The organism is Streptomyces sp. NPDC032126 (assembly GCF_055580085.1).
The window spans coordinates 263,003-287,074 of sequence record NZ_JBVIMA010000001.1; the positions used below are offsets into that span (position 1 = coordinate 263,003).

At 71.7% G+C, this 24,072-nt stretch carries 25 protein-coding genes; 12 read left to right on the forward strand and 13 right to left on the reverse strand.

Going from position 1 to position 24,072, the window contains the following annotated elements; all coding sequences use genetic code 11:
* Positions 1-13: 13 nt before the first annotated feature.
* From ACZ5NW_RS01065 to zapE, 5 genes are all read right to left on the reverse strand, one after another.
* The gene (locus tag ACZ5NW_RS01065) at positions 14-721 is read right to left on the reverse strand and encodes a peptidyl-tRNA hydrolase (RefSeq protein WP_468741571.1); all 708 of its coding nucleotides are present in this window, start codon (positions 719-721) and stop codon (positions 14-16) included.
* A gap of 45 nt (positions 722-766) precedes the next feature.
* Positions 767-946 (reverse strand): hypothetical protein, encoded by a 180-nt coding sequence (locus ACZ5NW_RS01070; protein ID WP_468741572.1) that lies wholly within the window; start codon positions 944-946, stop codon positions 767-769.
* A gap of 18 nt (positions 947-964) precedes the next feature.
* A complete protein-coding gene (locus ACZ5NW_RS01075; protein ID WP_468741573.1) occupies positions 965-1,801 on the reverse strand; it encodes a polysaccharide deacetylase family protein in 837 nt (278 codons plus the stop codon).
* Between the two features lie 117 nt (positions 1,802-1,918).
* A complete protein-coding gene (locus tag ACZ5NW_RS01080) occupies positions 1,919-2,704 on the reverse strand; it encodes a slipin family protein (protein WP_468741574.1) in 786 nt (261 codons plus the stop codon).
* 121 nt (positions 2,705-2,825) lie between these two features.
* Positions 2,826-3,947, reverse strand: coding sequence for a cell division protein ZapE (zapE, locus tag ACZ5NW_RS01085; protein ID WP_468741575.1), 1,122 nt, complete (start codon positions 3,945-3,947; stop codon positions 2,826-2,828).
* Positions 3,948-3,983: 36 nt separating this feature from the next.
* Here zapE and ACZ5NW_RS01090 point away from each other — a divergent pair, with 36 nt between their 5' ends.
* From ACZ5NW_RS01090 to msrB, 4 genes are all read left to right on the forward strand, one after another.
* Positions 3,984-5,024: a pyrimidine reductase family protein gene (locus ACZ5NW_RS01090; protein ID WP_468741576.1), complete on the forward strand. Its 1,041-nt coding sequence runs from the start codon at positions 3,984-3,986 to the stop codon at positions 5,022-5,024.
* Positions 5,025-5,132: 108 nt separating this feature from the next.
* A complete protein-coding gene (locus ACZ5NW_RS01095) occupies positions 5,133-5,606 on the forward strand; it encodes an indole-3-glycerol phosphate synthase (protein ID WP_468741577.1) in 474 nt (157 codons plus the stop codon).
* An 83-nt stretch (positions 5,607-5,689) separates the two neighbouring features.
* A complete protein-coding gene (gene murC, locus ACZ5NW_RS01100) occupies positions 5,690-7,078 on the forward strand; it encodes a UDP-N-acetylmuramate--L-alanine ligase (RefSeq protein ID WP_468741578.1) in 1,389 nt (462 codons plus the stop codon).
* 14 nt (positions 7,079-7,092) lie between these two features.
* The gene (gene msrB / locus ACZ5NW_RS01105; protein WP_468741579.1) at positions 7,093-7,500 is read left to right on the forward strand and encodes a peptide-methionine (R)-S-oxide reductase MsrB; all 408 of its coding nucleotides are present in this window, start codon (positions 7,093-7,095) and stop codon (positions 7,498-7,500) included.
* An 18-nt stretch (positions 7,501-7,518) separates the two neighbouring features.
* On the opposite strand, the gene ACZ5NW_RS01110 is transcribed toward msrB, so the two are convergent.
* The 3 genes from ACZ5NW_RS01110 to ACZ5NW_RS01120 form a co-directional block, all read right to left on the reverse strand.
* The gene (locus ACZ5NW_RS01110) at positions 7,519-8,529 is read right to left on the reverse strand and encodes a lysylphosphatidylglycerol synthase transmembrane domain-containing protein (RefSeq protein ID WP_468741580.1); all 1,011 of its coding nucleotides are present in this window, start codon (positions 8,527-8,529) and stop codon (positions 7,519-7,521) included.
* 246 nt (positions 8,530-8,775) lie between these two features.
* Complete coding sequence (locus ACZ5NW_RS01115; protein ID WP_468741581.1) at positions 8,776-10,245, reverse strand: sensor histidine kinase; 1,470 nt, start codon at positions 10,243-10,245, stop codon at positions 8,776-8,778.
* Entirely contained in the window at positions 10,242-10,931 is a 690-nt protein-coding gene (locus ACZ5NW_RS01120; RefSeq protein WP_468741582.1) for a response regulator transcription factor, read from the reverse strand. The genes ACZ5NW_RS01115 and ACZ5NW_RS01120 overlap by 4 nt, the downstream gene beginning before the upstream one ends.
* A gap of 218 nt (positions 10,932-11,149) precedes the next feature.
* On the opposite strand from ACZ5NW_RS01120, the gene ACZ5NW_RS01125 reads away from it, so the two are divergent.
* The 6 genes from ACZ5NW_RS01125 to ACZ5NW_RS01150 all read left to right on the forward strand — a co-directional run bounded on the left by ACZ5NW_RS01125 (position 11,150) and on the right by ACZ5NW_RS01150 (position 16,299).
* Positions 11,150-12,490: a ferredoxin reductase family protein gene (locus ACZ5NW_RS01125; protein ID WP_468741583.1), complete on the forward strand. Its 1,341-nt coding sequence runs from the start codon at positions 11,150-11,152 to the stop codon at positions 12,488-12,490.
* Positions 12,491-12,546: 56 nt separating this feature from the next.
* Complete coding sequence (locus ACZ5NW_RS01130) at positions 12,547-12,942, forward strand: FMN-binding protein (RefSeq protein ID WP_468741584.1); 396 nt, start codon at positions 12,547-12,549, stop codon at positions 12,940-12,942.
* A 2-nt stretch (positions 12,943-12,944) separates the two neighbouring features.
* Complete coding sequence (locus ACZ5NW_RS01135; RefSeq protein WP_468741585.1) at positions 12,945-13,667, forward strand: FAD:protein FMN transferase; 723 nt, start codon at positions 12,945-12,947, stop codon at positions 13,665-13,667.
* Between the two features lie 135 nt (positions 13,668-13,802).
* Complete coding sequence (locus ACZ5NW_RS01140; protein WP_468741586.1) at positions 13,803-14,942, forward strand: ABC transporter ATP-binding protein; 1,140 nt, start codon at positions 13,803-13,805, stop codon at positions 14,940-14,942.
* Positions 14,939-15,634 (forward strand): ABC transporter permease, encoded by a 696-nt coding sequence (locus ACZ5NW_RS01145; protein WP_468741587.1) that lies wholly within the window; start codon positions 14,939-14,941, stop codon positions 15,632-15,634. Before ACZ5NW_RS01140 ends, ACZ5NW_RS01145 begins: the two co-directional genes overlap by 4 nt.
* Complete coding sequence (locus ACZ5NW_RS01150) at positions 15,631-16,299, forward strand: ABC transporter permease (RefSeq protein WP_468741588.1); 669 nt, start codon at positions 15,631-15,633, stop codon at positions 16,297-16,299. The genes ACZ5NW_RS01145 and ACZ5NW_RS01150 overlap by 4 nt, the downstream gene beginning before the upstream one ends.
* A 42-nt stretch (positions 16,300-16,341) precedes the next feature.
* Here the strand turns inward: ACZ5NW_RS01150 and ACZ5NW_RS01155 are convergent, their stop codons facing one another.
* The 4 genes from ACZ5NW_RS01155 to ACZ5NW_RS01170 all read right to left on the reverse strand — a co-directional run bounded on the left by ACZ5NW_RS01155 (position 16,342) and on the right by ACZ5NW_RS01170 (position 20,550).
* Positions 16,342-16,941: a GTP-binding protein gene (locus ACZ5NW_RS01155; RefSeq protein ID WP_468741589.1), complete on the reverse strand. Its 600-nt coding sequence runs from the start codon at positions 16,939-16,941 to the stop codon at positions 16,342-16,344.
* Positions 16,928-17,374 carry a DUF742 domain-containing protein gene (locus tag ACZ5NW_RS01160; RefSeq protein ID WP_468741590.1) on the reverse strand — a complete coding sequence of 149 codons (447 nt, stop codon included), beginning with the start codon at positions 17,372-17,374 and terminating at the stop codon, positions 16,928-16,930. Before ACZ5NW_RS01160 ends, ACZ5NW_RS01155 begins: the two co-directional genes overlap by 14 nt.
* A 72-nt stretch (positions 17,375-17,446) precedes the next feature.
* On the reverse strand, positions 17,447-17,959 hold the full coding sequence (locus tag ACZ5NW_RS01165) for a roadblock/LC7 domain-containing protein (protein WP_468741591.1): 513 nt from the start codon (positions 17,957-17,959) through the stop codon (positions 17,447-17,449).
* Positions 17,956-20,550 (reverse strand): ATP-binding protein, encoded by a 2,595-nt coding sequence (locus ACZ5NW_RS01170; RefSeq protein WP_468741592.1) that lies wholly within the window; start codon positions 20,548-20,550, stop codon positions 17,956-17,958. Before ACZ5NW_RS01170 ends, ACZ5NW_RS01165 begins: the two co-directional genes overlap by 4 nt.
* Before the next feature lie 365 nt (positions 20,551-20,915).
* Here ACZ5NW_RS01170 and ACZ5NW_RS01175 point away from each other — a divergent pair, with 365 nt between their 5' ends.
* On the forward strand, positions 20,916-21,872 hold the full coding sequence (locus tag ACZ5NW_RS01175; RefSeq protein WP_468741593.1) for an ABC transporter substrate-binding protein: 957 nt from the start codon (positions 20,916-20,918) through the stop codon (positions 21,870-21,872).
* Between the two features lie 85 nt (positions 21,873-21,957).
* On the opposite strand, the gene ACZ5NW_RS01180 is transcribed toward ACZ5NW_RS01175, so the two are convergent.
* On the reverse strand, positions 21,958-23,340 hold the full coding sequence (locus ACZ5NW_RS01180) for a glycoside hydrolase family 43 protein (RefSeq protein WP_468741594.1): 1,383 nt from the start codon (positions 23,338-23,340) through the stop codon (positions 21,958-21,960).
* 193 nt (positions 23,341-23,533) lie between these two features.
* Between ACZ5NW_RS01180 and ACZ5NW_RS01185 the strand changes: the two genes are divergently transcribed.
* Complete coding sequence (locus ACZ5NW_RS01185) at positions 23,534-23,947, forward strand: ankyrin repeat domain-containing protein (RefSeq protein ID WP_468741595.1); 414 nt, start codon at positions 23,534-23,536, stop codon at positions 23,945-23,947.
* The last annotated feature ends 125 nt before the right edge of the window (positions 23,948-24,072 follow it).

Below are 24,072 nucleotides of genomic sequence, written 5' to 3' on the forward strand. Positions count from 1 at the left end.
CCGCCGCGGTTCGCTACCGCAGCGCGGGATGGTCGGCGACCACCGTGCAGGAGCCCGGGGCGATCTCGGTGAAGCCCGCGTCGCGTACCAGCGGCAGTCCGCTGTCCACCAGCTCGCGCCACCGCTCGGCCTCGGCGGTGCGTACGGCGAGGGGGAAACCGGCGTCCCGCCAGGCCGCCCGCTCCTCGTCCGGCAGTTCCCACCAGGCGAGCTGCGCCCCGTGCCCGGCCTGGGCCATCGCCTTGCCGGCGGACATGCCGAGTTCGGGGTTCAGCCACAGCACGGGCACCCCGGGCTCGGCCTCGGCGGGCGTCTCGGGATCGTCGAGATCGGTTCCGGAGACCTGAAGCTTCACGAGATCCTTCGGCCATCCGTCGAGCGGCACCGGCGGGAAGACCCGTACTTCGGCGGACTTCCCCGTCACGGTGATCCCGGGCAGCGCCTCGGCCCGCCGCCACTCCGCACCCCGGGCCCGCCGTACGACCTTGCGGATCCGGGCGCCCTCCCAGTCCCCCACGGCCCGCGCCCACTCACCGTCCCCGCCCGACCGCTCGTCGCAGAGCAGGAGCAGCACGGCACGCGCCGCGGTCTCCAGGGCGTCGGTACGGGCCGGGGGCGCGGCCTTCTCTATCCGTACGACCAGGGGCAGCACGAACTGCGGCGCCTCGTCCCGGGTACCGGCTTCGGGCTGAAACGGACTGTCACTGACTGACTCGCTCACACCGGCCACCCTAAAGGGGCACGCGCGGGCACCGGGAACCGCCGGTCAGCCCGAACACGCCGTCCGCTGTGCCTCCTGCCACTCGCACACCGGGCACAGCGTGATCCCCTTGTACGACTCGGGGTACTCCGTCGGCTCCCGGCACAGCACGCACTCCGCGTACGGCGGGCCGTCGGCCCTAGGGGGCCTGGCCGCGTCGATCACGCAGTACTCGTCGTCGCTCATACGCCCAGCGTACGGGGGTCAGCGCCGGGTGTTCGCGGCGCCGATGAGCTGGGACACCTTGACGAACCGGTACCCCTGCCGGCGCAGCTCGGGCACGATCTCCCGCACCGCCCGCTCGGTCGTCGGCGCCGCGCTGCGCGTGCAGTGCATGACCACGACCGACCCCGGCCGCACCCCCTCCAGCACCTGCCGGGCCACGGCCCGCGCGTCGGTCGCGAACGCGTCCCCGCTCACCACGTCCCACTGCACGGCCGTCACCCCCGTCCCGCTCACCGCGCGCAGCGCCCGCCGGTCGTAGCAGCCGCCGGGGAAACGGAAGTACGGCATCGCGTCCGGCACCCCGGCGCTGCGGAAAGCGGTGTACGCGCGTTCCACGTCCGCCCGCATCCGGTCCTCGGAGACGGTCGGCAGGCCGTAGCAGTCGGCCGTGAAGGCGTAGTGGCTGTAGGAGTGGTTGGCGATCTCGAACAGCGGGTCGCGGTCGATCGAGCGAGCCTGGTCCGGGTACTGCTCCGCCCAGCGGCCGGTCATGAAGACGGTTGCGGGAACGTCGAGCGTGCGCAGGGCCCGGATCAGGCCGGGGTTGTCGAAGTGTTCCCCGGCCGCCGCCCGCGGCCCCTGATCCGCGGTCATGTCCGCGTCGAAGGTGAGGGCGACCACCTTGTCCCGGGTGACGGCGTGCCGGAAGACGGGGGTCAGACCGGCGGGGCCCGGCGCGAGCGTCGGCGGACGGGACGGGGTGACCGCGGCGGGGGAGGCGGGGCGGGCGGCCCGGGGCGGCTGGGCGCCGCCGCATCCGACGAGGGCGGCGCCCAGGGCGCAGACGGTGACGACATGACGTACGGGAAAGATCACCGTATGACGGTATGACCGGAAAGCGGCGATCGTCGGGGCGCGGTGTGCGCCTCTCCGGCGATGTCACCCGGCCGGGTCCGCCGGCGGCGCAGGCGTCAGGTGTCGAGGGCCCGCGGCTCAGGTGTCGAGTGCCTGCGGCGGCTGGGGCGGTGCCTTCTCCAGGAAGCGCAGCAGCTCCACCGGGATCGGCAGCACGAGCGTCGAGTTCTTCTCGGCGGCCACCGCCATCACCGTCTGGAGCAGCCGCAGTTGGAGCGCGGAGGGCGTCTCCGCCATCTGCTGGGCCGCCTCGGCGAGCTTCTTGGACGCCTGGAGCTCGGCGTCGGCGTTGATGACCCGGGCCCGGCGTTCCCGGTCGGCCTCGGCCTGGCGGGCCATGGACCGCTTCATCGTGTCCGGCAGCGACACGTCCTTGATCTCGACCCGGTCGATCTGCACGCCCCATCCGACGGCGGGGCTGTCGATCATCAGTTCAAGGCCCTCGTTGAGCTTCTCCCGGTTCGACAGCAGGTCGTCCAGCTCGCTCTTGCCGATGATGGAGCGCAGCGAGGTCTGCGCCATCTGCGAGACCGCGAAGCGGTAGTCCTCGACGTTGACGATGGCCGCCGCCGCGTCCACCACCTTGAAGTAGACGACGGCGTCGACGCGCACGGTCACGTTGTCCCGGGTGATGCCCTCCTGTGCGGGCACGGGCATCGTGACGATCTGCATGTTGACCTTCCGCAGCCGGTCCACGGCCGGGACGATCAGGGTGAACCCCGGACCGCGCTCCGCGCCGCGCACCCGCCCCAGCCGGAAGACCACGCCGCGTTCGTACTGCTTCACGACCCGCGCGGCCGCCCACAGATAGACCAGGCCCGCGACGCCGGCCACCGCGATCGCCCCCAGCAGCGCCTCCACCATGGCGACCTCCTCCACGAGAGGCCTGAATGTCCGCTCCTGTAACGATATGCCCGCTGTACGGTCCCGGGCCACGATCCTCCGGGCCACGATCCCGCGTCACGGCCGGGACCGTTCCGTTCGCTCAGATGTTCGTGACGAGCGGCTTCGCGTCGCGGGCCAGGGCGGTGAGGCGGGAGATCGCCCGGAAGTACTTCTTGCGGTAGCCGCCGTTCAGCATCTCCTCGCTGAACAGCTGGTCGAACGGCTGTCCGGACGCCAGCACCGGCACCTCGCGGTCGTACAGCCGGTCGGCCAGGACGACGAGCCGCAGGGCCGTCGACTGGTCGGGCACCGGGCCGACGTCCGTGAGGCAGACCGCGCGCACGCCGTCGGTCAGCGCGCCGTAGCGGCTGGGGTGCACCCGCGCGAGGTGCGCCAGCAGGTGCGGGAAGTCGTCGAGCGAGGCGCCCTCGGTGGCGTACGCGACCTTCGTCACCTGTTCGTCGGAGAACGGCGCCGGCGCCTGCGGCAGGCCGCGGTGGCGGTAGTCCTCGCCGTCGATCCGCAGGGCGCGGAAGTGCGCCGACAGGCCCTGGATCTCACGCAGGAAGTCGGCGGCCGCGAACCGGCCCTCGCCGAGCTTGCCCGGCAGGGTGTTGGAGGTGGCGGCGAGCGCGACCCCCGCCTCGACGAGCTTGCCGAGCAGCGTCGACACCAACACGGTGTCGCCGGGGTCGTCCAGCTCGAACTCGTCGATGCACAGCAGGCGGTGCCCGGAGAGGGTGCGTACGGTCTGCTGGAAGCCGAGGGCGCCGACCAGGTTGGTCAGCTCCACGAACGTGCCGAAGGCCTTCAGGGAGGGGTCGGCCGGGGTGGCGTGCCACAGGGAGGCCAGCAGGTGGGTCTTGCCGACGCCGTAACCGCCGTCCAGATAGACGCCCCGCGGGCCCGGCGGCGTCTTCGGGGCCTTGGCGCGGCCGAAGCCGAGGAACCCCCGTTTGGCGGTACCCACCGCGTGCGATCCGCCGAGGCCGCTCGCGAAGCTCTCCAGGATCCCGACCGCCTCGGTCTGGCTGGGCTGGTTCGGGTCCGGCAGATAGGTGCTGAAGCGGACCGAGTCGAAACGCGGCGGCGGCACCATCTCGGCGACCAGGCGGTCCGCGGGGACGTGCGGCTCGCGGGCGCTCAGGGACAACGGGACCGCGTCGGCTATCGCGTCGACGCTGGGGGCGCGGGAACCGGTGGCGGGATGAGAGGACGACACGGTTCCCCATGCTAAAGGTCGTGCCAGACTGCGAGGATGCGACGCCTGTTCCCTGTGACCGACCAGACAGCGGCCAACACCTCCGGTGGCCGGGCCCCTGGGGGCCCCGGCGCCTCCCCGGGCGGCGGGACGGCGGCGGCCCTGGAGGACCGCGAGGGCCGCGAGTGGAGCCTCGACGAGCTCGCCGACGCCTACGCCTATCCCGAGCTGGGCTTCGAGCCGGAGCTGGAGCCGGAGCCGGAGTTCGCGCCCGAGTCGGGGCTCGCGCCGGCGCCCGTGCCCATGCCCGCGCCCGTGCCCGAGCCGGGATTCGCGCCTGAACCCGAGTCCGTCCCTGAGCCGGGATCCGTGCCCGGATCCGTGCCCGGTCGGGCGCCGCGGGCCTGGCTGCGGGCCAACATGGTCTCCACCCTCGACGGCGCGGCCCAGCACGAGGGCCGTTCGCAGCCCATCTCCAACGCGGCCGACATGCGGATCTTCGGCACACTGCGGGCGCTCGCGGACGTGGTCGTCGTCGGTGCGGAAACGGTACGGCAGGAGGGGTACCGCCCCGCACGCGCGCGTACGGAGTTCGCCGAGCGGCGCGCGGCCGCCGGTCAGGCGCCCGCGCCGGCGATCGCGGTGGTCACCGCGAGCCTCGACCTCGACTTCTCCCTGCCGCTGTTCACCTCGCCCCTGGTGCCCACCCTCGTCCTCACCGGCGCCGCCGCGGCCCCCGACCGGATCGCGGCGGCGGAGAAGGCGGGCGCCCGGGTGATCGTCGCCGGGGACGGCATGGGCGTGGACCCGGCCCGGGCCGTACGGGCGCTCGCCGAGCTGGGGCACACCCGGCTGCTCACCGAGGGCGGACCCCGGATGCTCGGGCAGTTCGTCGCCGCCGGAGTCCTCGACGAACTGTGTCTGACCGTCTCCCCGATGCTCACCGCGGGGAACGCCCAGCGGATCGCGGGCGGACCGGCGGTGGCGGTTCCGCATCGGTTCGCCCTGGTCTCGCTGCTGGAGGAGGAAGGATTTCTCTTCAGCCGTTACCAAAGGTCCCGACACGACACCCCCGAGGTCCCGAAAACAGCGGAATGATTCGTTCCGTTTAGCTTCGGGTGGGCAGACTAGGACCGCAACAACCCGTGCTGGCACGGGGAAGGATGGTTTCCGCAGGGCCAAGAGGCCCACGAGAATGGGGCGCTGGTGTTCACAAGCGTTTTGATGATCGAGAAGGCCCTCACGTCCGTCGACGTGGAGTTCGTCACCACGTTGCACGGCGACGAACCGGTCTCCTTCCATGTGCTCCTCCAGCCGCGCGGCGATCAGGCGGACCGATTGCTCCGGGCCATCGACGACATCGCCCTCGGCGAGCTGGACGAGGCCGTGCGGGAAGGGGAGACGCCGGAGGGGGAGGAGGCCGCGAGCGTCGCGGAACGGGCGCTGGAGGTGTCCCTCACGGCCCTGCGCACCGCCGGGAGCCCGGCGCAGGGGCGGTTCGTCGAGGACCATCCGCTGGACGCGCTGAAGGCCGTCGTCGACGAGGTGCGGGCCGACGAGGTGATCGTGCTGACCGACCCCCACTACGTGGAGGAGTTCTTCCACCGCGACTGGGCCTCGCGAGCCCGGCACAAGGTGGGCGTCCCGGTGCTGAAGCTCTTCTCGCACAGCAAGGCGTAGCCCCTTTCCACAGGTGCGGTGGGCGCAGGCAATAGGCTGGAGCCGCTTCATCCTCGTACGCACCGCATCCTTGGAGATCACGCATGGCACCCGGCATCCCTTCCGCCATGGACCGACCGCACTTCATCGGCATCGGCGGGGCCGGGATGTCGGGGATCGCCAAGATCCTCGCCCAGCGCGGGGCCCGGGTCGCCGGCAGCGACGCCAAGGAGTCGGCCACCGCCGACGCGCTGCGGGCACTCGGCGTGACCGTGCACATCGGGCACGCCGCCGGGCACCTCGCCGACGACGCCAGCTGCGTCGTCGTCTCCTCGGCGATCCGCAAGGACAACCCCGAGCTCGTCCGCGCCGCCGAACTCGGGATCCCCGTCGTGCACCGCTCCGACGCGCTCGCCGCGCTGATGGAGGGCCTGCGGGCCATCGCCGTCGCCGGCACCCACGGCAAGACGACCACCACCTCCATGCTCGCCGTGTCCCTGTCGGAGCTGGGCCGCGAGCCGTCGTACGCCATCGGCGGCGACCTGGACGCCCCCGGCTCCAACGCCCTGCACGGCGACGGCGAGATCTTCGTCGCCGAGGCCGACGAGTCCGACCGCAGCTTCCACACGTACGCGCCCGAGGTGGCCATCGTCCTCAACGTGGAGCTGGACCACCACGCCAACTACGCCTCCATGGACGAGATCTACGAGTCCTTCGAGACGTTCGCCGGGAAGATCGTGCCCGGCGGCACGCTGGTGATCTCCGCCGACCACGAGGGCGCCCGCGAGCTGACCCGCCGGATCGACGGCGTGCGCGTCGTCAGGTACGGCGAGGCCGAGGACGCCGACGTCCGCGTGCTCTCCGTGGTCGCGCAGGGCCTCAAGAGCGAGGTCACCGTCCTGCTCGACGGCCAGGAGATCGTCTTCACGGTCTCCGTCCCCGGCCGGCACTACGCCCACAACGCCGTCGCCGCCCTCACCGCCGGCGTCGCCCTCGGCATCCCGGCGGCCGAACTCGCCCCCGCGATCGCCGCGTACACCGGCGTCAAGCGGCGCCTCCAGCTCAAGGGCGAGGAGGCGGGCGTCCAGGTCATCGACTCCTACGCCCACCACCCCACCGAGATGACCGCCGACCTGGAGGCCATGCGGGCCGCGGCCGGCGACGCCCGGATCCTCGTCCTCTTCCAGCCCCACCTCTTCTCCCGCACCCAGGAACTGGGCCAGGAGATGGGCCAGGCGCTGGCCCTCGCCGACGCCTCCGTCGTCCTCGACATCTACCCCGCCCGCGAGGACCCGATCCCCGGCGTCACCAGCGAGCTGATCATCGACGCCGCGCGGGCGGCGGGCGCCGATGTGACGCCCGTGCACGACAAGGACGCCGCACCGGACGTCGTCGCGGGAATGGCGAAGCCCGGCGATCTCGTTCTCACCATGGGCGCGGGGGACGTGACGGACCTCGGCCCGCGCATTCTGGACCGTCTCGCGGACAAGTAAAGGGGTTGGCCCTCATGTCGTACGACGTCGAAAAGCCCGACGAGCAGTGGCGCGCGGAGCTGACCCCGGCCGAGTACGCCGTCCTGCGGCAGGCCGCGACGGAGCCCGCGTTCACCGGTGAGTACACCGACACCACGACCACGGGCGTCTACTCCTGCCGGGCGTGCGGCGCCGAACTGTTCACCTCCGACACCAAGTTCGCCTCGCACTGCGGCTGGCCGTCCTTCTACGACCCGAAGGACACCGACGCGGTGGAGCTCATCGAGGACCGTTCCCACGGCATGCTCCGCACCGAGGTGCGCTGCGCCCGGTGCGGCTCGCACCTCGGCCATGTCTTCGCCGGGGAGGGCTACCCGACCCCCACCGACCAGCGGTACTGCATCAACAGCATCTCGCTGCGGCTGGAGCCGGCGCGGGACTGAGGCTTCCGCGGGCGACCGTCACAGGGCCTCCCGCTGCACCATCGCCGAGATCACCAGCATCCCCGGCAGCAGCGGGAGCCAGACCGTCAGGACGCGGTACCCGATGACCGTGGCCGTGGCCAGGGACAGCGGGGTGCCGTAGGCGGCGAGGGTGAGGACCAGCGCCGCGTCCATCGGGCCGATGCCACCGGGGGCCGGCACCGCGCCCGCCGCCGTGCTCGCCGCGAGGTAGGCGAACGCCAACTGCGCCCAGGACAGCGGGACGTCGAGCGCGGTGCCGACCGAGGCGACGATGCCCGCCTGGATCAGCGGGGCCGCCATCGCCCCGCCCCACAGCGGCAGGAAGCGGCTCGGGCGGGTGTGCAGCTGCCGTACGCCGCGCAGCGCCGTGCGGACGAAGTCCAGCGCGGGGCGGCGCAGCGGACGGATCGCGGTCAGCACCACGACGGCCGACGCCGGGGGAAGCAGTACGCCGGCGACCGCCACGAGCAGGGTGCGGGCGTCCGGGAGCAGCGCCGCGGGGCGTACGGCGTTCGGGGCGGCGAGCAGGAACACCAGCACCACCGGGGTCTTCGCGATCGCCCTGACCAGGGAGTACAGGGCGAGCGACGCGGTCGCCCGGGGCATCGGGACGCCCTGGCGCTGAAGGAAGCGCAGGGTGACCGCGTGCGCGCCGAGACTCGCCGGCAGGAGATGGTTGGCCGCGCCCGCGGCGAACTGCGAGGCGATCAGCAGGCCGGGCGGCAGCCGGTCCGGGACGGCACCCTGCCGGATGCAGGCCGCGGCCACACAGCCCAGGAACGTGAACAGCGCGCCCAGCAGCAGCCACCACGGGTCGGCTCCGGCGAGCCGGGTCACCCCGTCGCGCACCGTGCGCCAGTCCAGGGCCGCCCACACGCCCAGGAACAGAAGCGGGACCAGGCTCAGGGCGCGGCGGGCGTGCCGGGCGGCGGAGGGGGAGAGGGGGCGGGCGCGGCCCAGGGGTACGGGCAGCGGGGCGGTGGCGTCGTCGAGCGGCAACAGGGACACGGCGCACGTCGTCCTTCCGCGTCACGCCACGCCTCGGCGGCACGGCTGACGGATCGGGCAGGGCCCGGGGCCCACGGCGGGGAGGGGGACGGGGGAAGGCGTTCCCCTCCGGTGTGACGGCGCGGTGTCCGAAAACCGACGCCCCGTGGGCGGAGGGGCGACTGCGGTGCTGTCTGCTACTGCGGTGCGGTCTGGATAAGGTTCTGCCCCACCGGCGGGTCGCTCATCCCAGCGGGCGGGGAGGGTTCATCGGCGCAGGGGCAGGGTCACCGTGAAGACCGTGTGGTCGGGTTCGTCGTCGAGGGTGATCGTTCCGCCGTGGGCCCGGACCAGTGAACTCGCCACCGACAGGCCGAGACCACTGCCGCCGCGGTCGCGGCTGCGGGCCTTGTCGACCCGGTAGAAGCGGTCGAAGACCCGCGCGCGGTCGCCGGACGGGATACCCGGGCCGCGGTCGGCGACACGGATCACCGCCGACCGGCCGACGACCGACTGTCCGACGACCGACCGCTCGGCGACCGACACCTCCACCGACACCGGGGTCCCGGCAGGGGTGTGCACGGCCGCGTTGGTGAGCAGGTTGTCCAGGACCTGCCGGATGCGCTGCGGGTCCCCGCGGAGCGTCAGCCGGTCCGGGCCCGGGGCCACCGTCAGCGGGTGGTCGCGATGGGTCGCGCGGAAGGCGTCCGCCGCCTGCTCCACCAGCTCCACCAGATCCGCGTCCGTCATCCGCAGCGGCGCGTCCACCTCCGCCGCGTCCAGCCGCGCGAGCAGCAGCAGATCGTCGAGGAGCACGCCCATCCGGGCTGCCTCGGCGCGCAGCCGGGCCAGATGCCGCTCCCGCTCCTCGGGCGCGTTCGCCGCCGCGTACTGGAACAGGTCCGCGTAACCGCGTACGGACATCAGCGGTGTCCGCAGCTCGTGGGAGGCGTCCGCGACGAAGCGGCGCAGCCGCTGCTCGGCCTCCGCGCGCACCGCGAGCGAGTCGTCGATGTGCTCCAGCATCGTGTTGAACGCCGTCCGCAGCTCCTCCACCTCCGGTCCGCCGCCCGGCCGGTCCGCCCGCAACGGCAGCCGCGCCGCCGACTCGGTGAGATCGTGCGAGGCGATGCCGTGCGCGGTGTGCGCCATGTCGGACAGCGGTTTCAGACCGCGCCGCAGCATCGCCCGGCCGAACACCACGAGCGCCGCCAGCGCGAGCCCGAACGCGACGACCTGCACGGTGATCAACCGGTGCACGGTGTCGTCGATGTCGTCCAGCGGCGCACCGCTGACCAGGACCACGCCGGGCTCCACCTCGCACGCGCGCAGCCGGTACTCGCCGTCGCCCCGCAGGTTCTCGGTGCGCAGGACCTCCGTGCCCGCCGCCGTCTGCGCCCGCGCCAGCGCGGTCAGCCGGTCGACGTCCTCCGGCACGTCCGCCGGGTCCTCCGGCTTGCGCAGCACCGGCGTGCCGCCCGACACGTCGTACACCGCGTAGTACCAGCGGTAGTACTTCTTGCCGTCCAGCGTGCCGGACGCCGCGATGCTCTTGGACTGGGCCACCTGCGCCAGCTTGAGCTGGTCGTTGAGCTGCGCCGACAGATAGTCGCGCATGTACGTGGTCAGACAGGTGCCGACGACCGCGAACACCACCAGGGACAGCGCCCCCAGACTCAGCGCCAGCCGGGTGCCGAGCCGCAGCCTGCGATACGTCCGCCGCAGCCGGCCGATCACTCCGCCGCCTGCCGTATGACGTATCCGAAACCGCGTACCGTCTGGATCAGCGGCTCGCCCGTCGCGTCGAGCTTGCGGCGCAGCCGGCTGACCACCAGCTCCACGACGTTGGAGCGGCCGCCGAAGCCGTATTCCCACACATGGTCGAGGATCTGCGCCTTGGTGAGCACGGTCGGCGACTTGCGCAGCAGATAGCGCAGCACCTCGTACTCGGTGGGGGTGAGCGTCAGCAGCTGTCCGCCCCGGCGGACCTCACGGGTGTCCTCGTCCATCGTCAGATCGGCGACCCGGAGCATCGACCGCTGGAAACCGGGGCCCGCGGCGCGGCGCAGGACCGTGCGCAGCCGGGCCATCAGCTCCTCCACGGCGAATGGTTTCACCAGGTAGTCGTCGCCGCCCCGGGTCAGCCCCGCCACCCGGTCCGCGACCCCGTCCCGCGCCGTCAGGAACACCACCGGCACCATCGTCCCCGAGCGGCGCAGCCCGTCCAGGACACCGAAACCGTCGATGTCCGGCAGCATCAGATCGAGCACCACGATGTCCGGGCGGAACTCGGCGGCGCGGCTCAGCGCCTCCTCGCCCGAATGCGCCGTGACGGCGTCCCAGCCCTCGTAACGGGCGACCGTCGCCACGAGATCGGCGATCGGCGGGTCGTCGTCCACGACGAGGAGTCGTACTTTTTCCACCCGCTCATACTGCGTCACGCGCCCCGGCCCGCCGCCCCCGGCCGTCGCTCCCGGGCAGATCGATATCCTCTTGAAAGTTGTACGACAGGAAAACGACAGCGTCGGTCGGCAAGGCTCTGTATCGCGAGCATCCCGAGCATCCCGAGTACTCCGAGTGTGCCGAGGACCAGATCGAGGGATTCCCGGCCACGGGGTCCCGCCCAAGGAGTCTTTCGTCCGTGACGACCGTCCAATCGCCTCCCTCACCCCCCACGGCGATACGCCCCAAGGTCGTGGCCCGCGTCGGCCTGTACGCCGTGCTGGCCGCGAACGCGGCCGTCGTGACCTCTTTCGCCGCCGACGCCGGATTCGGCTCGAACGCCCTCGTCGTGCTGGGCCGGTTCGCCGGCCTGTACGCCGCCCTGTTCATGGCCTTCCAGCTGCTGCTGGTGGCCCGGCTGCCCTGGCTCGACCGCCGGATCGGCATGGACCGGCTGACCGACTGGCACCGCTGGACCGGCTTCGGCCTGTTGTGGACCCTCGTCGGGCACGTCGTGTTCATCACCTTCGGCTACGCCGACATGGCCGGCTCGATGGACCCGCTGAACCAGCTCGTCGACCTCGCCGAGACCGCCGAGGGCGTGCTGCGCGCGATCGTCGCGTTCGCCCTGATCCTGGTCGTCGGTGCCGTCTCCGCCCGCTGGGCCCGGCGCCGGCTCGCCTACGAGACCTGGCACTTCATCCACCTCTACACCTACGTCGCCGTGGTGCTGGCCTTCACCCACCAGGTCGCCGTCGGAACGACGTTCACCGCGTCGTCCGCCGCGAAGACCTACTGGTACGCGCTGTGGGGTGTCGCCCTCGCCGCGGTGTTCCTCGGCCGGCTGGTGCTGCCGCTGTGGCGCAACCTGCGCCACCAGCTGCGCGTCGAGGCCGTCGTCCCCGAGTCGGACAACGTCGTCTCCGTCTACATCACCGGCCGCGACCTGGACCGGCTGCCCGCCCGGGCCGGCCAGTTCTTCCTGTGGCGCTTCCTCACCCGCGACCGCTGGTGGCAGGCCAACCCCTTCTCCCTGTCGGCCGCCCCGGACGGCACCCGGCTGCGCCTGACCGTCAAGGCCGCCGGCCCCGGCTCCGCCGCGCTGCGCCACATCGAGCCCGGCACCCGCGTCTTCGCCGAGGGTCCCTACGGCGCCTTCACCACCCTGCACCGCACCCGCCCCGACGCCGTGCTCATCGCGGGCGGCGTCGGCGTCACCCCCATCCGCGCCCTGCTGGAGGAGCTGCACGGCCACGCGGTGGTGATCTACCGCGTCACCGGCGAACGCGACGCCGTCCTCTACGACGAACTGCGCGAGCTGGCGCACGCCAAGGGCGCCGAACTCCACCTGGTCACCGGCCCGTCCGTCCCGGACCGGCTGGCACCGAACGCGCTGTCGCTCCTCGTGCCGGACATCGCCGGGCGGGACGTCTATCTGTGCGGTCCCCCGCCGATGATGAAGGCGGTCCTCGGCACCCTGCGCGAACTCGGCGTACCCCGGCCGCAGATCCACTTCGAGCGGTTCAGCCTGGCGGGATGACAGAAACGCTGTGAGCGGGATGGGAGCACAACTGTGAGCGGGATGAGAGAGACACTGTGAAACGAGCACTGCCGGTCCTGGTCCTGTCGATCGCCGGGCTGATCCCCGTCTGGCGCTACGAGCCGTCCACCGCGTCCTCCTCCTCGGACACCGAGGCGGCCGCGCCGGCGTCCACGCCCGCGGCCGGCGGAACCGTTGTCGCCGGTACGACCGTGAACACGGAGAAGGGCGACGTACAGGTCGAGGTGACGTACACCGGCGGGAAGATCACCGCCGTACGGATGCTGAAGGCGCCGGACCACCCGCAGACGGAGGCGGCCGTACCGAAGCTGATCGCCGAGACCCTGGAGGCGCAGAGCGCGGACATCGACACCGTGTCCGGGGCCACCATCACGAGCGAGGGCTACAAGGAGTCGCTCCAGGCGGCGATCGACGCGAAGGGCGGCGCCTGACCGTGCGCCGGGTCGAGCACGTCATGGGCTTTCCCGTCTCGCTGCGCATCGATGACGCGGTCGTCCCGGCGGGCCTCGACGACACCGTCTTCGACTGGTTGCGGGAGGTGGACGAGCGGTTCAGCCCGTTCCGGCCCGACAGCGAGGTCTCCCGTCACGGGCGCGGCGAGCTGGCCGCCGGGGAGCTGAGCGCCGACCTCACCGAGGTGCTCGACCTGTGCGAGGAGTACCGGATCGCGACGGGCGGGGCCTTCGACGTCCGGCTGCCCGGCCGGGGTTTCGATCCCTGCGCGATGGTGAAGGGGTGGTCGGTGCAGCGGGCGGGGGATCTGCTGACGGCCGCCGGGACGCGTCGCTTCTGCCTCAACGCCGGGGGAGACGTGGTTGTTTCGGGCGGCCCCTGGCGCGTGGGCGTACGGCATCCGGAGCACGCCGACCAGCTGTGCACCGTGGTCGAGCTCACCGACGGGGCGATCGCCACCTCCGCGCGCTACGAGCGCGGCGACCACATCGTGGACGGCCGTACCGGCCGGGCGGCGACCGGCCTGCTCAGCCTCAGCGTCGTCGCGCCGACCCTCACGCAGGCGGACGCCATGGCGACGGCGGCCTTCGCGATGGGCCCGGAGGGCGTCGACTGGGCGGCCGCGCGGGAGGGCTGCGAGGTGTTCGCGGTGGACGCGGGGCGCAGGGTGCTGCGGACGGCGGGGTGGCCGGTCGCGGCGTGAGCCGGATGCCGGCGCGCGGCCCGTTCGTCCGTCGAACTGCCGCAACACAACAGGTCTAGACTCTCCCCGCAACGGCCCGTGCGAGCGCGTTCAGGAGCGGGCGGATTCTGCCAGTCCCGAAGGGTATTCGGCGTTTTGATACGGATAGATTCAGTCACCAAGCGGTACCCGGACGGCACGGTGGCGGTCGACCGGCTCTCTCTCGAGATACCCGACCGATCCATCACCGTCCTCGTCGGTCCCTCCGGATGCGGCAAGACCACCACCCTGCGCATGATCAACCGGATGGTCGAACCGAGCGAGGGCACCATCCTCCTCGACGGCCAGGACATCCAGCAGCAGCCCGTCAACACCCTGCGCCGGTCCATGGGTTACGTCATCCAGAACGCCGGGCTCTTCCAACACCGCACCATCCTCGACAACATCGCCACCGTGCCCCGCCTGCTCGGCTGGAGCAAGGACAGGTCCCGCGCCCGTGCCCGCGAGTTGATGGACCGCGTCGGCCTCGACGCGGCGCTCGCCCGGCGCTACCCCTACCAGCTCTCCGGCGGCCAGCAGCAGCGCGTCGGCGTCGCCCGCGCCCTCGCCGCCGACCCGCCCGTCCTGCTCATGGACGAGCCGTTCTCCGCCGTCGACCCGATCGTCCGCAAGGGACTCCAGGACGAACTCCTCAGAATCCAGGAGGAGTTGGGCAAGACCATCGTCTTCGTCACGCACGACATCGACGAGGCCGTCAAACTGGGCACCATGGTCGCCGTGCTGCGCACCGGCGGCCGCCTCGCCCAGTTCGCCCCGCCCGCCGAACTGCTCACCCACCCCGCCGACGACTTCGTCGAGGACTTCCTCGGCGCCGACCGCGGCATCCGGCGGCTGTCCTTCTTCTCCTCCGCGGGACTCGACCTGCTCACCACCCCGATCGTCGCGACCGACTCCACGGCCGAGCAGATCGCCGCCCGCACCGCGGCCGACACCCCCTACCTCCTCGTCACGGACCTCGACGGCCGACCGCTCGGCTGGAGCGAGCCCAGCGACCTGACCGCCGGAAGCATCGACCGGTCCCGACTGCTGCCCCACGGACGGCCGTTCGTCGCCGGCACGGACTCCCTGCGGGCCGCCCTCGACTGCGCCGTGCTCTCGCCCACCGGCTGGGCCGTCGCCGTCGACACCGAAGGACGGGTGACCGGAGTCGTCTCCCAGCAGACCATCGCCGAGGCGATCCGCGGCGCCCACGCGGAACAGAGCCCGGCCGGCGACACCACGAAGGTCGCCGGATGAACTGGGACCGCCTCTTCGACATCCCCAGCGACCTCCAGCACAGCTGGCTCGGACTCGTCGGCCTCCACGTGCGCGAGGCCCTGCTGCCGGTGCTGGCCGGGCTCGTGATCGCCCTGCCGCTCGCCCAGTTGTGCGTCCGCTTCCGCTGGCTCTACCCGCCCGTGCTGTGGGTGACGACCGTGCTCTACGCCATTCCCTCACTGGCGTTCTTCGTGATCCTCATCGACTACACCGGCCAGACCGAGCTCACGGTGATGATCCCGCTCACCGTCTACAGCCTCGTCGTTCTCGTCCCCGCGATCGTCGACGCCGTCCGCTCGGTCCCGCAGGAAACACTCGCCGCCGCGAAAGCCATGGGCTTCGGACCCGTACGCCGCTACGTCCAGGTCCAGTTGCCGATCTCGGTGCCCGCGATCATCGCCGGGCTCCGCGTGGCGACCGTGTCCAGCATCAGCCTCGTCAGCATCGGCGCGCTCATCGGAAACCAGGGCGGCCTCGGCAATCTCATCAACGACGCGAACATCTACAACCGGCCCGAACTCGCCGTGAACGCCGTCCTCAGCATGGCCGGCCTCGCCATCCTCGTCGACGCCCTGCTGGTCGTCGTACGCCTGCTGCTGACGCCGTGGATGCCGCGCGGCACCCGTGATCGGCGCAGGCCGAAGCCCGAACTGGAGGGCGCAGCCCGGTGAATGTGCTCCACTTCATCAACGCCTTCTTCAGCGACAGCGCCCACTGGCACGGCTACGACGGCATCCCCACACGCGTCGGGGAACACATCCGATACACCCTGCAGGCGCTCGCCCTCGCCGCCCTCATCGGGCTGCCGACCGGCCTGGTCACCGGCCACTACGGGCGCGGCGGCAACGCCATCGCCCTGATCGCCACCGGCGGGCGCGCCCTGCCCACCTTCGGCCTGCTGGTGCTGATGACCCTGCTGCTGGGCTTCGGCCTGGTGAACGTGATGATCCCGCTGGTCGTCCTCGCCATCCCGCCGATCCTCGTCACCACCTACGAGGCGATGCGCTCCGTCGACCCCTCACCGGTCGACGCCGCGCGGGGCATGGGCATGAGCGAGGCCGGAGTGCTCTTCCAGGTCGAACTGCCCGCCGCGCTCCCGCTGATCCTCAGCGGCCTGCGTTCCGGCGCCATCCAGATCGTCTCCACGGCCACCATCGCCGCTTACGTCTCGCTCGGCGGCCTCGGCCGGTTCATCATCGACGGCCTCTACCAGCACGACTACGAGAAGGTCGTCGGCGGCGCCACCCTGGTCGCGGGACTGGCCCTGGCCACGCTCGCCGTGTTCTGGGCGGCGGGCCGGATCGCGGTGTCGCCCGGCGTACGGCACCGGGTCTGAAGCCTGGTGCGGGCGGCCGTTTCGGATGAGACGGCCGCCCCGTCAGCTCTCCGCCCGGCTCAGCGCCTGCTCCAGCACCACCAGCAGCGCGTCCCGCACCGAGCCCCGCTCCCGCGCGTCGAAGACGACCAGCGGCACGCCGTCGGTGACGTCGAGCGCCCAGCGCACCTCGTCCAGCGTGTGCTCCACCTTCCCGTCGAACGCGTTGATCGCGACGGCGAACGGGATGCCCTTGTGCTCGAAGTAGTCCACGGCCGCGTAGCAGTCGTCCAGCCGCCGCGTGTCGACGATCACCAGCCCGCCGACCGCGCCCTCGACGATGTCGTCCCACATGAAACCGAACCGCTCCTGCCCGGGCGTGCCGAACAGATACAGCTTCAGCGTCGGATCGATGGTGATGCAGCCGAAGTCCATCGCCACCGTGGTCGTCGTCTTGCGCGGCGTGTGCGAGAGGTCGTCGACGCCCGCCGCGACCTCGGTGATGGCCGCCTCGGTGGTCAGCGGCTCGATCTCGGAGATCGACCCGACGGCCGTCGTCTTGCCCACGCCGAAACCGCCCGCGATCACCAGTTTCACCGGCAGCGGCGGCCGTACGGCGGCCTGCGCGGCCGCGCCGCCGGCGGTCGGGTCAGTCGGTGTCACGGAGTACCCCTCGGGAGTCGGGGATGGCCCGCAGGCCATCGATAACCCTGCGCAGAACGGAGGCGTCATGGGTGACGCCGGAGTCGGGCACGTGCACCGTCAGCTGCCCCGCCGCGCGCAGGTCCTCGGCGAGGACCCGCACCACGTTCAGATGCAGCCGCAGCCGCGCCGCGATCTCCGCGATGGACTGCGGGCGGCGGCAGGCGGCGACGATGTCGTGCCGCTCGAAGGAGAGCCGGTCGAGCGCGTCGAGCCCGGCGGCGGTCGCCACCAGCTGGGTCTCGACGGGCATCGGCCGGCCGCCGGACTCCGCCCGGTCACCGCCGCCCGCCACCCGGCCGGCGGTGACCAGGAAAGGGCGCACGGCGGGGGCGGGGCCGACCGGTGCGGCGCCGTCCTCACCGGCGCCGCGCTCAGTGCGGCCGTCCGCCATCGGTGGTCCTCTTTCTCTTCTCGCTGCCCGGGCCTGCCGCCGCTGACCGCTCCCCGGCCGGGCGGCGGCCCGTCAGCGCAGTCTGCCCTTGTTCCTGGCCTGGCTCTTGGCCTGGCTCTGGGCGGCGCCGACGGAGTTCTTCAGCTCCAGTACCAGCTGCGGGCTGAGCGCGGCGCCGGCGCGGTTGGCGAACACCGTCATCTCGTAGGCGATGTTGCCCAGCTTGGCCTCCTTGTCGGTGACCACGCCGAGGACGGCGCCGCTGCCGATCGCGGAGACCAGGACATGCCCGCCCTCCAGATCGATGATGACCTTGTTCAGTCCGCCCAGGCCGTAGTTGCCGGAGGCGCCGGCCGCGAGGCTGGTGATGCCGGAGACGATCGCGGCCAGCCGCTCGGAGTCCGCGTGCTCGCGCAGCTCCGACACGGCGATGAGCAGGCCGTCGGACGACACGGCGATGGCGTCGACGACGCCCGCCGTCTCGGTGGCGAAACGGTTGAGCAGCCAGGTGAAGTCGGCTGCGGCGGCCCGCAGATCGGTCGGCGTGGCGTCGGCCGTCGGGGTGTCACCTGTCGACGTACTCACTGCTCGGCTCCTTCCGGAAGGTGGTTCTGGTCCTGCACGGGGGTGCGGTCGCCGACGGGGGGTCGGTCCTCGGCGGGCGTCGTGGCTCCGTCGTGGCCCCGCAGACCGCCGACGGGGATCTCCGCGGTGTCGCGGTGAGCGCGTTCCACCGCCGCCTCGAACTCCTCCAGCGCGCTGCGGACCGCGTCCGCGTCGGCGGGGGGTACGGCCCGGCGGGCGGCCTGCTGGGCCTCCGCCTCGGCGGACGTCCGCAGGGTCGCCCCGCGCACCCGGCGCCGCAGCGGCCGGGCACCGCCCGGCTGCCCGGCACCGTCCGGCTGCCCGGCGGGGGCCGGCTGTTCCGCGCGGGCCCGGGGGATGAGCGGGGTCCCGGTGTCGGACGCGGCGGGGTCGCGGCGCGGGGTGCGGCGGGGGAGGGCGCCCGCGGCCGCGGTGGTGGCCGGGGCGGAGGGGGTGGGGCCGGTCGGGGCGGAGTCGGACGCGGACTCCGTACCCGGTGTCGGGGCGGTCGCCTGATCGGTGACCGGCGCGGAGGCGGGCGTCTGCTCCGTCGCCGGTGTGGAGGCAGCCGCCCGTTCCGCGACCGGTGTGGAAGCCGTTGCCCCGCTCACCTCGACCCCGCTCAGCGTCAGCAGCAGGGACGACGGGATGGCCACCTCCGCCGTCACACCGCCGCCCGGCGTACGGGTGAGGGTCACGTCGATGTCCCAGCGGCGCGCCAGCGCGCCCACCACGAACAGGCCCAGCACCTTCGTCGGGACGAGGTCGAGGCGCTCGCGGCGGACCAGCCGGGCGTTCTCCTCGGCGAGGCGCTCCGCGCTCATCCCGAGCCCGTGGTCGGCGATCGTGATGAACGCCGCCTTCTCGCCCGCGCTCACCGTGACCTCGACGGAACTGTCGGCGGGGGAGAACGAGACGGCGTTCTCCAGCAGTTCCGCCATCATCAGCGTGAGGTCGCCGATGATGTCGGGCTCGACCATGAGCTCGGTCCCGGCGTGCAGCTGAACCCGCTGGTACCCCTCGATCTGCCCGAGCGCGGCCCGTACGACGTTGGTCAGCGCGCTCGGACCCGAGTCCAGCACCGTCTCGCGGATGCCCGCCAGCAGCATCAGGGAGTCGGCGTTGCGCCGCAGACGCACGGCGATGTGGTCGATGGAGTACAGCCGCTCCAGCAGGGCCGGGTCCGTCTCGCCGCGCTCCACGGCGTCGATCAGCGCGAGCTGACGTGTCGTCAAATTGCTGACACGGCGCCCCACGTTGCCGAACATCTCGGCGACGTTGCGCCGGCTGAGCACCTGCCGTTCCAGCAGCGCCGCCGCCGTGGTCTGCACGTTGTTGAACGCCTCGGCGAGTTCGCCGATCTCGTCGTCGGCGGTGACCGGCAGCTCGCGCAGCCGCGGCGGCCCGCTCTCCTCGGCGTCGTCGTCGGCCACCCGCGCCAGCTCGCGCCCGGCGACGTCGGCGACCTCCTGCGCGGCCCCGGTGAGCGCCAGCACGGGCCGGATCACCGAGCGCCGTACGAGCACGGAGAAACCGATCCACAGCGCGAAACCGATGAGCGTCAGGCTCAGCAGCACGCCCACCCGCCACTCGGCGCTGCTCGCCGCGTCCTCGGCCCGGTCGGCGATCTCGTCGATGAGCGAGCCGGTGACCTTCAGCCGGATCTCGGCCTGCTGCTGGTAGTCGCCGTAGGAGCCGAGCGCGTCGCGCAGCGCGGTGCGGATCTGCGCGGTGGAGCCGGCCTGCAGGGAGCTGGGGTCGACCGCCAGCTCGGCGTAGTGCCGGTCGATCGCGGCCTGCGAGGCGTTGTGCTCGATGCCGCCCAGCCGGTCGGCCTGGTCCTCGGTGGCGAACTGGGCGAACCGCTCGGCCTGGTAGGTGTACAGCTCGTACGAGCCGACCGCGCCGGTGAACTCGATCAGCGCGTTGGTGTCCCCGGTGCGCGCCGAGAACACGCCGGTCTCGTAGGCGCCGTGCGCGGCGTCGGCGCGCAGCAGCGAGTCGAGCAGATTGCCGGTGAAGGTGGTGGCGAGCGCGGCGTTGCGGTCCAGGCCCAGACCGTCGATGAGGCCGCGGGCCGCGCCGGAGTACGCCGGGTCGATGTTGTCGGCGGGCAGATAGCCCTGCTCGATGGTGCTGCGCAGGCCGGCCAGGCCCTCGATCTCCCGCAGCGCCTGCGCCTCGGTGGCCGGCAGCCGGTCCCCGAAGGTCTCGCGGACCGTGCGGACCTGGGTGTCGACGGTGACCTGGGCCAGACGGTAGGGGTCGGTGGAGGGCGTGCCGCCGTCGAAGGACGCCTCGTGGCGCACCGAGAGCACGATGGCCTGCTGGTGCTCGGCCTCGACGAGCGAGACCAGCCGGGCGACCTGGGCGCTGTCGCGCGCCAACTGCGCGGCGCTCTCGGCCCGGTCGGACTCCTGGACCAGGTCGACGACGAGATAGGCCAGCAGCACCACGATCACGGCGAGCGGCACGCCGACGAGCAGGGTGAGCTTGCGCTGGAAGGGCCACCGGTCGGCGAAGCCCCGCAGACCCCCGCGCACGGGCGAGGGTGCCGGCCGGACGGGCGCGTCCACTTCTTTCGTGGACACCGGGCCTCCTTCGTGGGGTGCTGCCACCGGCGCGCGACGCGCGCTTCTGGCCGACTTCGATCGACGTTCTTCGACTTTCGGTCAATTTCGCGTCGGCATCACGCGTGATGCTTGACGAAACCGGAGCGACCCCCACGCGCCGATGTGACCGACGTCAACTCCGGCGAGACTATCGCCTTCTTGAACGATCAAGGGGTTGCCCTACGTCAAGAATCAATTACGAAGCGCCTCCGACCCTCTTCGATGTTCAACCGCCCCTGATACGAAGTGAATCGTTAACACAGCCGCCCTTGACTGACCGAGAAGCGGCTGGATTGGATCGGGGACAGCGAGCTTCACCGACCCCCAGAGCCCGGAACGGAAACGTGACTTCCAAAGCCCACAGCAACAGGTCCATCCGGAGACACCCCGGCGCGGCAGCCGTCGCGCTCGCCGCGGCGACGGCCCTGTTGGCGGGATGCGGCTCCTCCGACGACTCCGACAACCCGCTCGACGGAGGCAAGGCCGACGGCAGCACCGTCGTCGTCGGCTCCAACAACTTCGCGGAGAGCATCCTCCTCGCCGACATCTACGGCGAAGCCCTGAAGGCCAAGGGCATCAAGGTGTCCTACAAGCCGAACATCGGCAGCCGCGAGACCACTTACGGCCTGCTCAAGAACGGCTCCATCACCGTTCTCCCGGAGTACAACGGTTCTTTGCTGGCCTACCTCGACGCCAAGGCCGAGCAGAAGTCGGTCTCCACCGTGAACGCCGCCCTGGCGGCCAAGCTCGACTCCAAGCTGACGCTGCTGGAGTCGTCCCCGGCCGAGGACAAGGACTCCGTCACGATCAACGCGGAGACCGCCAAGAAGTACAACCTCACCGGGGAATCGACGCTCGCGGACCTCAAGGACGCCGCGCCGGACCTGGTCCTCGGCGGCTCGCCGGAGTTCCAGACCCGCCAGCAGGGCATGCTCGGCCTGGAGTCGGTCTACGGCCTGAAGTTCAAGAACTTCAAGGCGCTCGACGCGGGCGGCCCGCTCACCAAGGCTGCGCTGAAGAAGAACACCGTGCAGGCCGCGGACATCTTCACCACCGACGCGAGCATCACCAAGGAGAAGTTCGTCGTCCTCCAGGACCCGAAGAACCTCTTCGGCTTCGCGAACGTGACCCCGCTCGTCTACAAGAGCGGTCTGTCCGACGAGGGCGTCGCCGCCCTCAACGCCGTCTCCGCCAAGCTCGACACCAAGACCCTCCGCGACCTGGACACCAAGGTCCAGCTGGAGAACAAGGACCCGCTCGACGTCGCCAGGGCCTGGCTGAAGTCGGCCGGCCTGGACTGACGGTCCGTACGCACGACGACGAACGGACCGGCCCGGGTGCCCCGCGCGACGAGGGCACCCGGGCCGTCCTGACCGGAACCAGGTCTCAGTACCCCACGCGGAAGGTCGCGTCCTGTCGCTCGGAGGCCGTGGAGACGGGGTCGATGCGCAGGACGTAGTCGGCGTGCCGGATGTAGCGCGTCGGGTAGTTGTACGACCGGAACGACGCCCATGTCGCGTCCGCCAGGCCCGCGGTGCGGTAGAAGGTCGCGTCCGCCGCGAACGTCGAGGTGCCGTCGTTGGCGTCCAGGCGCAGCTGGTAGTTGTAGTGCCGCAGATAGCGGGTCGGGTAGTTGACCGACTGGAAGGACACTCCCGCGCTGTCGGCCAGGCCCGGGACCAGCTTCCACTGGGAGTCCGGGTACGGGTCGAAGGCGTACGCGTCGATGCGGCCGACGTAGTCGGCGTGGCGGATGTAACGGGCCGGGTAGTTGTAGGACTTCAGCCGGTTCCAGGTAGGGGTGCCCCAGCGGGCGATGAGGTTGTCGTACTCGGTCGTGGTGATCGGGTGGATCGTGAGGTGCTTGGAGTTGAGCGGCTGGGTGTAGGTCCTCTGGTCGAGCGCCGTCCAGGTGCCGGCCGCCAGGTCGTCGGTCCGCCAGGCGTAGAACACGCCGTTGGGCGACCAGGTGTCTCCCCACAGGTACCAGGTCGAGCGCGATGTGAGGGACTTGACCAGGGTCGGGGCCTCGGTGCCGCCGTGCGAGACCGGGGTGCTGAACGGGGTGAAGCTGCCCGGTTCCAGGGAGGTGGAACGGGCGCCGACGAGCGTCGAGTTCTTCTTGAAATAGAGGTAGTTGTAGCCGCCCACGCCGATCGCCAGATCGCCGTCGATGACGTCGTAACCGGGGTCGAAGAAGACCTGCGGGGCGCCGGCGGTGACGAAGTCGCTGGTGTAGTTCACCATGATCACGTTGTGGCCGCTGCTGTTGACCGAGGAGTAGATCACCCCGTACTGGCCGCGGCTCGCGTCCCAGTACGCCTCCGGGGCCCAGCTGTGGGTGTTCATGTCGTGCAGCTTCATCCGCCGGTAGCCGGTGAAGGTCCGCAGGTCGACCGAGTCCCAGACATGGATGTACTGACTGACGTAGGTCCAGTCCGTGCCCTTGAGGTCCGTCGCGAGCACCACGAACGTGCCGTCCTGCTTGCGCAGGATGAACGGGTCGCGCAGGCCCCCGGAGCCCGCGGTGGGGGAGGCGACGGGGTTGTTCTGGTTGAGCGGCGTCCACTCCAGCCCGTCGGTGCTGACGGCGAGGTGCAGACCGTAGTCCGCGCCCAGCATGTCCGGGGACTCGGTGAAGTAGCCCATGACGTACGCCGAGTCGGCCGCGTGGGCGGTGCCGGAGCCGAGGGTGAGGGCCAGCGGGACGGCGGCGGCCGCGCCGAGGAACAGACGGCGTGAGGGGTGGTGCGGTGCGGGGGTGGTCATCGTGCTCTCCACGGGGTGCGGGCCCTTGGGCGATCGATCTGTGCGTATGTCCGAGATTCCGAACGCGGTTCGATGGGGCGATCAGGACGGTAGGGGTGTGACGGGTGCGCGTCAATGATGCGGGCGGGCTTGGCGGATTTCCGCCGTCCCTGCCCGCGCTCGAGGAGATCGGAGATCGCTACGCTCGTCGGTCGTGAACCGACGACGGCGCAAGAAACTGACGAAACGGCTCGTCGAGGCGGCGATATGCGGCTCGGGGAAGCAGATCGACACGCTGCTGCGGGCCGGAGCCGATCCGGCGGCGCCGGACGTCCACGGCGAAACACCCCTGTACGCGGCCTCGGTCCAGGGAAACGCGGACGCCGCCCGGCGACTGCTCGCGGCCGGCGCCCCGCCCGACGCGGAGAGCGGCGGGCCCGGATCGGACGGACTGCCCCTGTGCGCGGCCGCCTGCTGGGGCCACACCGAGACGGTCCGCGTCCTGCTCGCCCATGGCGCCGACCCCACCCTGCGCGAGGACGCCGGCACCGGACTCACCCCACTGGAGTGGGCCAGAACCGGCCCCCACGCCGAGACGATCGACGTGCTGGTGGCGGCGGGTGCCTAGGGCCTGTCCGGCGGATCAGGTCGCAGGATATCGGCGGGACCTCGTCAGCGCAGATGGGCGTGCCAGGCCCCGCGTCTGCGGCATGATCCGCCGGACAGGCCCTAGGTGCGCTGTCCGGCGGCGGG

Coding starts and splice junctions, on each gene's coding strand:
- ACZ5NW_RS01070 (WP_468741572.1), bottom strand. CDS start 946: ATGAGCGACGACGAGTACTGCGTGATCGACGCGGCCAGGCCCCCTAGG.
- ACZ5NW_RS01080 (WP_468741574.1), bottom strand. CDS start 2,704: ATGGTGGAGGCGCTGCTGGGGGCGATCGCGGTGGCCGGCGTCGCGGGC.
- ACZ5NW_RS01090 (WP_468741576.1), top strand. CDS start 3,984: ATGCGACGCCTGTTCCCTGTGACCGACCAGACAGCGGCCAACACCTCC.
- murC (WP_468741578.1), top strand. CDS start 5,690: ATGGCACCCGGCATCCCTTCCGCCATGGACCGACCGCACTTCATCGGC.
- msrB (WP_468741579.1), top strand. CDS start 7,093: ATGTCGTACGACGTCGAAAAGCCCGACGAGCAGTGGCGCGCGGAGCTG.
- ACZ5NW_RS01145 (WP_468741587.1), top strand. CDS start 14,939: ATGAACTGGGACCGCCTCTTCGACATCCCCAGCGACCTCCAGCACAGC.
- ACZ5NW_RS01160 (WP_468741590.1), bottom strand. CDS start 17,374: ATGGCGGACGGCCGCACTGAGCGCGGCGCCGGTGAGGACGGCGCCGCA.
- ACZ5NW_RS01180 (WP_468741594.1), bottom strand. CDS start 23,340: ATGACCACCCCCGCACCGCACCACCCCTCACGCCGTCTGTTCCTCGGC.